At 56.3% G+C, this 11,744-nt stretch carries 6 protein-coding genes and 2 pseudogenes; 4 read left to right on the top strand and 4 right to left on the bottom strand.

Translation table 11 applies throughout. The annotated features are described in order from the left end of the window. The first annotated feature begins 93 nt into the window (after nucleotides 1–93). On the top strand, nucleotides 94–2,358 hold the full coding sequence (locus tag DL1_RS12840) for an adenosylcobalamin-dependent ribonucleoside-diphosphate reductase (RefSeq protein WP_038066908.1): 2,265 nt from the start codon (nucleotides 94–96) through the stop codon (nucleotides 2,356–2,358). A gap of 221 nt (nucleotides 2,359–2,579) precedes the next feature. Here DL1_RS12840 and DL1_RS22090 read toward each other — a convergent pair whose 3' ends face one another. Both DL1_RS22090 and DL1_RS12835 read right to left on the bottom strand, forming a co-directional pair. Then, nucleotides 2,580–2,771: a transposase gene (locus DL1_RS22090; RefSeq protein WP_425441831.1), complete on the bottom strand. Its 192-nt coding sequence runs from the start codon at nucleotides 2,769–2,771 to the stop codon at nucleotides 2,580–2,582. A gap of 887 nt (nucleotides 2,772–3,658) precedes the next feature. Then, on the bottom strand, nucleotides 3,659–6,013 hold the full coding sequence (locus DL1_RS12835; protein ID WP_051693539.1) for a P-loop ATPase, Sll1717 family: 2,355 nt from the start codon (nucleotides 6,011–6,013) through the stop codon (nucleotides 3,659–3,661). 216 nt (nucleotides 6,014–6,229) lie between these two features. On the opposite strand from DL1_RS12835, the pseudogene DL1_RS21235 reads away from it, so the two are divergent. Further along, a pseudogene (locus DL1_RS21235) lies at nucleotides 6,230–6,703 on the top strand (transposase); the annotation flags it as partial. 293 nt (nucleotides 6,704–6,996) lie between these two features. Here the strand turns inward: DL1_RS21235 and DL1_RS12825 are convergent. Then, nucleotides 6,997–7,632, bottom strand: a complete 636-nt coding sequence (locus tag DL1_RS12825; RefSeq protein ID WP_245739535.1) for an SOS response-associated peptidase — start codon at nucleotides 7,630–7,632, stop codon at nucleotides 6,997–6,999. An 819-nt stretch (nucleotides 7,633–8,451) separates the two neighbouring features. On the opposite strand from DL1_RS12825, the gene DL1_RS20925 reads away from it, so the two are divergent. After that, nucleotides 8,452–9,507 carry an AAA family ATPase gene (locus DL1_RS20925; RefSeq protein ID WP_081856336.1) on the top strand — a complete coding sequence of 352 codons (1,056 nt, stop codon included), beginning with the start codon at nucleotides 8,452–8,454 and terminating at the stop codon, nucleotides 9,505–9,507. Between the two features lie 325 nt (nucleotides 9,508–9,832). On the opposite strand, the gene DL1_RS12810 is transcribed toward DL1_RS20925, so the two are convergent. After that, nucleotides 9,833–11,296 carry a S1C family serine protease gene (locus tag DL1_RS12810; protein ID WP_038066902.1) on the bottom strand — a complete coding sequence of 488 codons (1,464 nt, stop codon included), beginning with the start codon at nucleotides 11,294–11,296 and terminating at the stop codon, nucleotides 9,833–9,835. 176 nt (nucleotides 11,297–11,472) lie between these two features. Here DL1_RS12810 and DL1_RS12805 point away from each other — a divergent pair. Beyond that, nucleotides 11,473–11,733 (top strand): annotated as a pseudogene (locus tag DL1_RS12805) (transposase); the annotation flags it as partial. Nucleotides 11,734–11,744: the final 11 nt, after the last annotated feature.

The raw sequence follows: 11,744 nt of genomic DNA, 5'->3' as shown, positions 1-11,744 counted from the left end.
CAAAGCGCCGGGCGCAACGTTGACGCTGGGCGGGCTGTGACGTATCTTAATTGCCCTTCCTGATACATCAAGACCACCCAAAAGGACGCCCCGATGAGCCGTTTTGCAGCGCCGATCGCCGAACAGATCTGGGACATGAAATACCGTCTCAAAGAGCAGGACGGCACCCCGATAGATGCAACGGTCGAAGAGAGCTGGCGCCGGATCGCGCGGTCTCTGGCAAGCGTCGAGACCACCCCGGCCGAGTGGGAAGAGAAATTCTACAACGCGCTGGAAGATTTCAAATATCTGCCCGCAGGCCGGATCGCCGCAGGGGCAGGGACCGGGCGCGAGGTGACCCTGTTCAACTGCTTCGTCATGGGCACGATCCCCGATACGATGTCGGGCATTTTCGATATGCTCAAGGAAGCTGCGCTCACGATGCAACAGGGCGGGGGAATCGGCTATGATTTCTCGACCATCCGGCCCAAGGGCGCTGTGGTGAAAGGGGTGGCCGCCGATGCGTCGGGGCCGCTCTCCTTCATGGATGTCTGGGATGCGATGTGCCGCACGATCATGTCGGCGGGCTCGCGGCGCGGCGCGATGATGGCAACGATGCGCTGCGATCACCCCGATATCGAGCAGTTCATCACCGCCAAGCAAGACGCCGCGCGCCTGCGGATGTTCAACCTTTCCGTTCTGGTCACCGACCCGTTCATGGAGGCCGTGAAGGCCGATGGCCCGTGGGATCTGCGCTTTGACGGCAAGGTCTACCGCACGCTCAATGCCCGCGATCTGTGGAATGCGATCATGCGCGCGACCTATGATTATGCCGAGCCGGGCGTGATCTTCATCGACCGCATCAATCAGATGAACAACCTCAACTACGTTGAGCAGATCGCGGCCACGAACCCCTGTGGCGAGCAGCCCCTCCCGCCCTATGGCGCTTGTCTTCTGGGCTCGGTCAATCTGGCGCGCATGGTCACCGACCCATTCGAGGCGGGTGCGGCGCTCGATCCGGCCAAGCTCGATGAGATCGTGGCGCTTGCGGTCCGTATGATGGATAATGTGGTCGATGCCTCGCGCTTCCCGCTGCCGCAACAGGCCGAAGAGGCCCGCAACAAGCGCCGTATCGGTCTGGGTGTGACCGGTCTGGCCGACGCGCTTCTGATGCTGGGCCTGCGCTATGGCTCGCCCGAAGCTGCCGCGCAGACCGAAGCGTGGATGAAGCAGATCGCGCGGGCCTCCTATCTGGCCTCTGTGGAGCTTGCCAAGGAGAAGGGCCCCTTCCCGCTATTTGAGGCCGAGAACTACCTCGCCTCGGGCAATATGATGCAGATGGATGACGATGTGCGCGAGGCCATCCGCACCCATGGTATCCGCAACGCGCTATTGACCTCGATTGCGCCGACGGGGACGATCTCGCTTTACGCGGGCAATGTGAGTTCAGGGATCGAGCCGGTCTTTGCCTATGCCTATAAGCGCAAGGTGCTTCAGCCCGATGGCTCACGCACCGAAGAAGAGGTGGTCGATTACGCCGTTCAAATGTGGCGCGATCTCAAGGGCGACGCGCCTCTGCCCGACTATTTCGTCAACGCCCAGACGCTCGCACCGCTCGATCACGTGCGCATGCAGGCGGCGGCGCAGAAATGGATCGATTCCAGCATCTCAAAAACCATCAACTGCCCTGAGGATATTGATTTCGAAAGCTTCAAATCCGTCTATATGGAGGCGTGGGATTCCGGCTGCAAAGGCTGCACCACCTATCGCCCCAATGACGTGACGGGCTCGGTTCTGTCGGTCTCCGAAACCTCTGAGGCGGCCCCGGAAGTCGATGAAGGCGCCGATGTGGTCTATCTGACGACGCCGCTCGACCGGCCTGCCGAGCTGGAAGGCTCGACCTATAAGATCAAGTGGCCGGGCTCGGAGCATGCGATCTACATTACTATCAACGACATCGTTCAAGGGGGGCACCGGCGCCCCTTCGAGGTCTTCATAAACTCCAAGAACATGGAGCATTTCGCCTGGACCGTGGCACTGACGCGGATGATCTCGGCGGTGTTCCGGCGCGGTGGGGATGTGAGTTTCGTGGTCGAAGAACTCAAGGCGGTGTTTGACCCGCGCGGCGGCGCGTGGATGTCGGGCAAATACGTCCCCTCGATCTTGGCGGCCATCGGCGGCGTGATCGAGCGCCACCTGATCGCCACCGGTTTCATCGCAGGCGAGGGCATGGGGCTGAAGGCCGATCCGGAAGCTGAGAAAATGCTCGTGGGCGAGGCCCCGCGCGGCAAAGCCTGCCCATCCTGCGGCGCCTATGCCCTTCGCATGGTCGAGGGCTGCATGACCTGCGCCGATTGCGGCCATTCGAAATGCGGGTGAGTTGCTGGGGCGAAGTAGAAGTCAGAAAAAGCAGATGAGTGCGCAAAAGAAAGCATAAGCCTGCGCAAAGGGTGTCAAGATACTTCTTCGACTCTGAGCGCCCTTAGAAGTTCTGAGATTTCTTGCTCGAGTTGTGAAGACGGCAGAACTTTTGGTTCTGTCGTCTTTGCTTTTGTGCCTAGCTTGGTTTTGGTCGGGGCTGCAGACCTATCGGTTTTAACTCAAGACAAGGTGCATCGGTCAATTGAGCTATGCACTAGGGGCTTGATCTCCGTGCTGTCCACCAACAGGTTGCGTGCCCCCGGCGACCGGCAGCTCGGGATCCCGACGGTGAAGTTCTTTTTCCTGCGGCTCAGGGTGAAAAAGCCGTGAACCGGCCAATTCAGTCCGGCCATGTGCAAAATGCTAGACACTAAGCCTGTCGCTTACCGGATTGGCCGGCCGAACAGCACTTTCATCATCAGGCAGATCTGGATCACGAGATCGGTGAATGGGGAGGTTGCTGCAATTTTCAACCATCAATGTCGGACCAATAAAGCGTTCGCCAATGCACATAATGGGCCTCAATATGCCATTTAATCTGCAATAGGGCGCGCCATATGAGGTAACGAGAGGGAAGAACCCTCGCCCCTAAATTAAAGAGTGAGACTACCATGACACACATCATCGCTGCATCTGCCGTCCTCGCGCTTCTCGCAAGTTCCGCTTCCGCCGCCAACTCTCAGATGCACGAACGTCACGCCCCTTTCCCGAATGGCGTTACCGCCACTGACACGGCGAGCGCTCCAGCGAGCACGGTTTATTCCCCCAAGGATCTGCATCGGGCAAATCTAAAGCCGACTGACACTGTGACAGTGACCGTCGTTCCGACGACCAAAAACCTCCCCACGCGTAGACACGAAAGCTGAAAAAACTGCCGTTTATGATAGTGGGCGTCTGCAACATGCGGGCGCCCCCAACTTTTGTTGGCAATTACCGCGTGTATCCTAGAGAAGCTTCGAAATCCTCTCCTCCTTGTCTTATGATTTTCCGACGCCCCTACATAAAACTGGGGCTAGTGCGCTGTGCGTCATTCGCAGCCCAGCGTTCGCCTCGGATCCGAAGATAAAAGGGCGGAGAGCCGACCTTCGCTCCATGCGCGAAAAGACCAGCAACAAAGATGGAGCCGGACGTTCCAAATCAGCGAGCACAGCTACAACAAAAAATTAAGGTGTCCTCTCTAAGGTAGGTTTGTTTCGGCTCAAAAGTTGAGTCTAAATTCAACGAATAACCCTTGGAGGCCAATATGTAACAGTGTTCGCTATTTTAGAGTAAAAGATGACTGCTTTTCGATCAGTTGATCTTTTGTTTCAAGGGCAGGTGCGAAGGCGGGATTCAATACGAAATTCGCCTCCGCTCCAAGACGTTTTACCCTAATAAGTATTTGCTTCAAGTCATACCCGACATCAAAAATATACTGATCCTTATCGTCCATGTGTAGGCCAATAACCCCGTGGTAAAGTAAGAAGTCCCGTAAAGTTTCCTGTCTGCTTTCTGGAATGGCGGCCTCCGACATGACCCTATAAAGTTGATCCAAAGTGACGACGGATGGGCTGTCTATAAAGTAGTAGAGCAGATCCTGTGCATCTGGGAAAACGTCACTCAACTCTCTATCCAATTCAACGAGCAAATCCTGCGAATAGGCCTTCAGCCCCTTATAAAAGTCTTCTTGATCGATCTTTTCTTTTCGTAAATTCACAGCAAATGCCCGAGCGTGACTAAACAATTTCAGGACGTTGCGAGGCCGCATAAGTGAACGATCAATGACAAAACTAGAGGATTCTTCGCCAAAGACGTGAGATTCCGATATTCCAGCCCAAATATCTTGGAAGTTAGCCTCTTCAAATTTTTCGCCCAAGCTTGAAATCAATCTTAGTCGCAACAACTCTCTTAGTAGATCGGCGTCACTCCAATCAAGAGTCGCCCGCATTTCCTTCCCATAGTCTGGCGAATTTGCCATCAAATGCTGATAAACATCGTTTCTAACAAACACGATGCATCGGAACGTGTGGCCCCGCTTTTGCATGTCTCGCTCAACCTTCCGGCTGGCGTCAATCAAACACCTAAGCGTAGTCGCATCAGTCCTATCTACCCCGATTGTGGACCAGCTCTTGTCCAAGTTATCGAATAGAACCAGAACGTTGTGTTTGTGTTCCAAATACTGCGACAAGACTTCCTTGAGTGATTTCAGATCATGGGAGTATAGCAACTCGGTCAGGTTTTGGCCGGTAATCTTGGTCGCGTTCTCGTTAACCTTAGTGGAGTAATTTTCAGACAAACGTTGGGAAAGCTGCATAATACGCTCGGAAAAATCCCCTTCTGCAATCCCCTCGCCACCCGCATAAATGTCCTCTAGCTTCTCGTATAGATCATGGATGTTGTGGTTAAATCTATGAGTATTTCGATCCTTTTCCAGAAGTTTATGGGTGACTTCCAAGAGGATTAGGTATTCCCAAAATGCAGTTATTAGATGCTGTTTTGACCCTTCGGCTAAATGCTCTAAGATCTCATCTTTAAGCTTGAGGAGCTGGTAGCTTTCGGGTTTCAAGTCAACGACAATATTCCTCTTGTCTGCCCGGGTCGTATCACGCAAACGAATAAAAAGTGCAGTTTTTCCAGCACCTTTTCGTCCAACCACGAGATTCACCTCACCTCTGGAGGCCCTAAGGTATTGATCTGTTTGCAGATAATAGTTCTCCAGAGTTGTCATCTCATTCTCGGCTGTGGGATCGCCGACGGAAATCCGCCCTAGCAAGTTCGGGGCGATGATTGGCGGGGGCGATGACTCTTGGAGCTTGGCATTAATTTCGGGACAAAAGTCGGCAACAATATCTGCGATTTCGTTCTGATCTTTATATGGTCTCGCCCTATCCCTAACGTCCAGAGGTGTCTCTGCCATATACGGCGAAAGAAGAAGGGATGGTTTGTTCATACCATCGGCTAGACCGGCTATGAATAATGCGCGCACTGTCTGCTCGCGATTATCGCCATCCAGCATCGAAATTATGCCGGCCGATTGAGCTACTTGCGCAATAGCGTCAGTTGCAGAGAGTCGCACGTCCTCTGTCGACGAGAATGATCTGTAACGATACCGCGCTTTCTTTACGCGGCTAATCAAATGTGTGGAAGCCACCGATTTTTCATTGCTCGGCATTACATAAACAGGAGCCTTGCTGTTAACTGTAATTTCAAATGGCAAAGCATCGATGGAAATATGGCTGGTCAATTTATTGCGAAGATCATCCTCCGTCCGGTAGCTCGAATACCCTATTGTATCGAAGATACCCACGGTCTTTGAGAGATTTCGGTCTCCTTCGTAGTCGCTATTTCTGATCAGAAGAACCTTCTTCTTCCGACCGATCGCAAAGCCAATTTCGTAAACCACATTCGGGTTCAAATAGGTAATGTCGGCAACGACGAAAGGGGATGCATCAATTCCTTCAAGAATGGGCGACAATAGGTTATTTCCCGCAATGTCATTGTATTCCCAGGGCTCATATCGCGTGGGGCAAGCGTCAACCGCATTCGCCTTGCTAATTCCGTTAAAAATAAGCTTGGATAGTTCTTTGTCTCGGCCAGTGTAGGCTACGAAAGCGGACGGCTTCGACGCGTTCATGATACGTGCTCATTCTATGTTTTTCTTTAATACCAAGACCATAGCGAAGTTGAGATCGTAAGGCAAGCTACCGATGGCAGAGTGCGCCAGCTGGTAGGCCTCAGTGGAGCAGGATACGAAGCGAATGTCCCACATAGGGCTTTGATGCTGTGACCGCCCCCCGACGGCATCTGTGTGCCAAGGTGGGTCTGCAACGATCCACAAAGGAGAGCGGTCATGTCGGAGATTATCACGGTCGGGCTCGATCTGGCGAAGAATGTGTCTCAGGTCCACGGGGCCGACGCTACGGGCCGGGCGGTGCTGCGCAAGAAGCTGAGAAGAGACCAGGTCCTGGCATTCTTCGGACAGCTGCCGGCCTGCGTTGTCGCGATGGAAGCCTGCGGTGGCGCCCATTTCTGGGGGCGCGAGATCGGGAAGATCGGGCATGACGTGCGGTTGATCCCGCCCGCCTATGTGAAGCCATTCGTGAAGCGCCAGAAGAATGATATGGCTGATGCCGAGGCGATCTGCGAGGCGGCGACGCGCCCGAGTTCAAGCTGGTCCGCGCCAGCGGATTGAACGATCCGGGGGATCGTTCAAAGGCGCAGAACGCGCTTCGTGCCGGTGAAGAGCGAGGAGACCCAGGGTGCTGCGATGGTCTTTCGCATCCGCGAGTTGCTGATCCGGCAGCGAACCCAGGCCATCAATGCGTCGTGCTGAAAGCACGCATTCGGCGTGACGCGGGCATCTGGGGGAGTTCGGAAAGATCGTTCCGCAGGGCGCGGCTACAACATCAAGCGGGTGGTCGCGTTGATCGGCATTCGGGGCCTGATGCGGGCCCAAGCGCAGACGCCACGCCTTGCCTGAAAGGGATCACCACGCCGCCACGCGCGCAAAGAGGGTCGGAGCCCGATGAAAGCGAGCAGCGCGGCCAACCAGCAGCCGACTACCCGTGGCGGAGCGTTTACACACAGCCTCGGCCGTTTGCAGACAAAGCCGATGCACTACTGATCCTCGATTAGCACCAGATCGCCATCGGGCAAAGGTCTCTGCAGCCTATGCGCAGTCTCGATTGGCGCACTTAGCCAAGCGTGCCACTCGTCGGGCTTTGTCAGGATCACCGGCATCGCTTTGGGATGCACGGCGGCCACCTCGGCATTGGGTGGGCAGGTTAAGAAGGCAAAGAGGTCGTCTTCGGTCTCACCATGTTTCACCTTGCGCACGGATCGCCAGGCGCGGATTTCGATCCCGGCAAAGAACATCGTGATACCCGGATCATCCAGGCCGAACCACTGGTTGCCGCCTTTGACTGGCTCGGCAAAAGCCGTAACGGGGACAAGGCAACGATGCTCAGGCCCGAGCCAGCGCCGCCAATGCGGCGATTTCAGGTTGCGCACGTTTGTCACGCCCGGATCACGCTGGGTCTTGAGCACTGAGGGCGGCGAAGGCATCCCCCAGCGCGCCGTCACCAACTCTAATCCGTCATCTGCGTGTCGGATGATGGGGGCCAATTGATCGGGGTAAAACTTGCCCGGCCCGAGGTTGCCCACACGATCCGAGAGCCCCTTGAAGAGCCCGCGCATCGCTTCCTGTGTCGTGGTGTTGCTGTAGAGGTTGCACATGGCTTCAGGCCTTCTCATTGCGCCAGATCCAGCGCACAACCTGCCGGACTGGACGACGGACGGTCAAGTCGCTCAGCTCGGATGGGGCGGGGATACGCCATCGAACATCCAGTTCGCGGCTATAGCAGCGTGAGCAGGGAAAGGGTGGCTCATCAAGCCTGCGGTCGCCCAAAACCTGCAAGAGATCCGCAGCCCAATAGTGGACCTTCCTGTTGCATCCGGGGCAGCGCACCGTGATCAGCATGCCCATCATGGCGGCCTGCCTGAGACGCTGTGTGCGAAAGCGATTGGCGGACGGGTGTGAGACTGGCATGGATGAGAACATAGCGCGAACATTGAGCCAGAGCAATCCGCTGGGCCAAAAGTGAGCATCTATGGCTAAGATCATAGTCTTCCGGTGCCCCGTGAGCCATCTCAGCCAAGATTCTGTGATCTGAAATTCCGCTACTGCTCAGGTGGGCACCTCCTATGCAACCAGCCATTACACCCGCATAAAAATTCGCTTTTTATCGCAGCGGAACAACAACTTGACGGCTGCCCGTGCAAATCCTGAATTGACTCCAATCCGCGCCCGAACTATTCAGCGACCACTATGACACTCAGTATCCGGCATATTCAGCGCGCAATACGCGCCATCTGAACCCCATCTTGGGGGCCGGTCACGACTGTCTAAATCCAGCAGCTTTGACGCAATCATGCCGGGCCTTTGCCCGCGGTCCCCTAGGGTTTTCCAACCATAGGAGACCTCCATGTCTATCATCACATCCCCCCAAACGCTCGCCCCCTGCCGCACCATCGCACGCTGTTTTGCGCAATTCGATCAGGAGCGGTATCGTCATGGCTAGCCTCTCAAATGACCGCATGGCCGTGCTGTCGCCCACGCTGGATGTGCCGCGTGTCGAAGACATGGAAGCCCGCTTTCTGGCATTTTGGCGCGCAATGCGGCGCACCATGCACGGGCGCGGCCGCAAGGCGCAGCTTGATTACGCAATGGAGCGCAAAGCAAAGGACCTGGCCGAGGTGGCCCTTCAGCGCCGCCTGAGCCAGTCCGGGTTGGCAACGGTCAAAACCGAAGCGCGCCCGGGCGTGATCGTGCTTGCGCGGGAGGGGGGCAAGCTGTCGGGCCCGACAACGCCGGATGACGTTCATCACTTGGTCGCCGCGCTGCATGCCGAGAGCGGCTGGATGCGCGAGGTCTCGACCTGGATCATGCACCAGATGCTGCAGCATGTGGCGTCCGGTGGGCGCGGCCTTACATTGCCTCCGGTCATTCTTGTGGGGCCGCCCGGCATCGGGAAATCGCATTATGCGCGCAAGCTGGCCGAGCTTGCCGGCCTGCCGGTGCGCATGATTGATGTCGGTGCTGGCAGCGCAGGCTTCCGGATCTCTGGCACGGAAAAGGGGTGGGCAACCGCGCAGTCTGGTCTGCCTGTGGAGACCATGCTTGCGACGCGGGTCGCCAATCCGCTGATGATCGTGGATGAGGTCGATAAGGCGGGAACGGCCCATAGCACGCGAGGCACCTCGACCAGCCTCACGACCTCGCTGCTGCAGATGCTGGAGCCCGGCACGGCACGCCATTTTGAATGCCCCTATCTGCGCATTCCTGTCGACATGTCGCGGGTGATCTGGATCATGACGGCGAATAATCTGGCGGGCATCCCCGCGCCGCTGCGTGATCGCGCGCGGCTGTTCATCCTGCCCAACCTTTCGGCGACAGATGCGATTGCGCATTTTGACCGGCTGACGGTGGGGTGCGGATGGGAGACCGAGCGCGACCGCTGCCGCATCTTCATCGAGCGCATGTCCAGGCGCCCCGAAGGGATCAGCTTGCGCCAGATCGGGAAACTCGTGGATGCGTTGCATGGCCCAATCGCGCCTCTATACCAGTGAAGGCATGCTGGCCCTGATGGGGCCGGCATGTGTCGTCTGAACACAAAGCGCGGCTTCAAATGGTCCATTGCGCACTTGATCGCCAGACACCCGACGCCGCATTCTGGCAGCCAGAAAAGATTGCTCATAAATTCCCCCAAGTTCAGGGGAATTGAATTACGCGTGCCACCAGTCCTCAACCAATTTAATGGGTTTGGAGCCTAGGCCATATGGCCCGGAAGTGCCTTATTCTGTCCAAGGTCAACTGCAGCAATACAGTTTTCGCAGTTGACCTTCTGAAAGTCCTTGAACAGCGAAGCGATGAAACACATCCGGTGCCCACGATTCAGTCGCAGGTTATGAAATGTGTCGCCGCCTGAAGCTGCTTCGCTAGCATTTCAGGTGCTAGTCGGCCTTTTTCATCCGAAGTCCGGGGCGTCACGCCGTTCTGGTAAAGGAAGAGTTTGGCGATCTCGCCTCGGATGGCAAAATTGACGTTTTGCGGGATATCACCGATCTCATCCTGCACCAGTTTCGCGTCGAGCTTGGAGACCACAACTCCCACCACATGACCATATGCATCGACCACCGGACCGCCAGAGTTTCCGGGTTGGACCGGTGCCGAGATCTGCATACGGCTACCATCGCCGCCAAGCCCCTTAATGCTGGTGACTGATCCGCGTGTCACGTTGAGACCGCTCAACAGCCCAGCCAACGGATAGCCGGCGACTGTAACGTCAGAATTGAGCGGCGCAGGTGCATCGGCGAATGTGGCGGTCACGAGATTGGTCACGCCTGTCACGCGCACAAGCGCCAAGTCGAAAGCCTCGTCAGCGCCGATCAATGTGGCGGGGGTGCCATCCACCAAAATCTTGTGACAGCTTCCTGCAACATGGTTGTTTGTTAGGATCAGGCCTTCAGGGGCAACCGCAAAGCCTGTTCCCGAACTACTTTCATCGCCCTCTTGAGCCGAAGGTGGCTTGGCTGCAACCATGCCCTCACTTTCTCCCGGATTTGGCGCGTTGGCTGTCACCCCTTCATCATCATTGGCCGCAGCGAGGAAGGCGAGAACGCCGGTGGCCAGTTCTCCGTTTTCGGGCAGTTCCAAATCCGATCCGCGGTGGGGAAGGATCGAGCCAGTCACAAGCGCCAGCCGCCCAGCATCCCGGCCCAGCGAAGAGATCAGTATCGTGGACCAGTTGCCGTCACTCATCAGATCGGAACGGATATAAAGCGTCTTTCCCCCGAACACTTTCGCAGAGGTAATAACAAGGCGGTCTTTGCGCACAGTGTAGGGTTTGGATACGGCATTAGAGAGCGCATATTGATGAAAGGCTGAGGTTTGGCTTGCGTTGCCCGATGTCAGCGAAATGGCGAGCGAAGAGACGCTGTCGTTGAAATCAAGGCTGAGACCGTTGTCGCTGACCTTCGAGGTCATCGTTTTCTGCGGCGACAGAAACGAAAGATCGGCAAAGTCGAAATAGTAGCGCGACCACCCTTGTTTCGAGATCGTCACGATTGTGTCGGAAACCAGCGCCACCGGTGCGAGGTTGGGTAACTCGCCTGACCCAAGGTCGATGCCACTCTCGCGAATGTAAGCCTTTAGTCCCCTCGTGCTACCGGCCCCCCACTTGCCATCAATCATACCGATATAGTCGCCCTTGAGCGCGAGTGCGGCCTGCAGGAACCGTATCTCGTTCGGGGTCAGATCACTCGCGTCAAAGGGATCGGCAAGTTCAGCACGGGTCCAAGCCTGGGCGGCACTGGAAAACATGAGACCAAAAAGCAGAGCAACTAAAATACGGCGCAATTCTCAACCTCCGATCAACACATAGCATGGTGATCCAGAGAGGTGGCTCGGTCAACGCTATTGAACTGATCTATCACTAAGAAATTGGCACAACTTTGACGCTGGTGTGGGCATGACCTGCCACGGGATTTTTCCTCCACCATCGATTAGAGCCCGACCCAACTTGAGGACGGACAATGAAGCGAACGAGATTCACGGACGAGCAGATCATCGGCATCCTGGCCGAGCATGAGGCGGGCGCGAAGTGCGCGGACCTGTGTCGCAAGCATGGCATGTCGGAAGGCACCTTCTACAACTGGAAAGCCAAGTTCGGCGGAATGACGGTGTCGGAGGCGAAGCGGCTGAAGGCGCTCGAGGATGAGAACGCCAGGCTCAAAAAGCTGCTGGCCGAGCAGATGTTGGATCTGGCTGCGATGAAGGATCTGGTTTCAAAAAAGTGGTAGGGCCC

Origin of the sequence: Thioclava dalianensis, from assembly GCF_000715505.1 — a bacterium.
In the GTDB taxonomy this organism is placed as follows: Bacteria; Pseudomonadota; Alphaproteobacteria; order Rhodobacterales; family Rhodobacteraceae; genus Thioclava; species Thioclava dalianensis.
The sequence above is the reverse complement of the archived record's forward strand: the minus strand, read 5'-3'. Positions and strand labels throughout refer to the sequence as shown.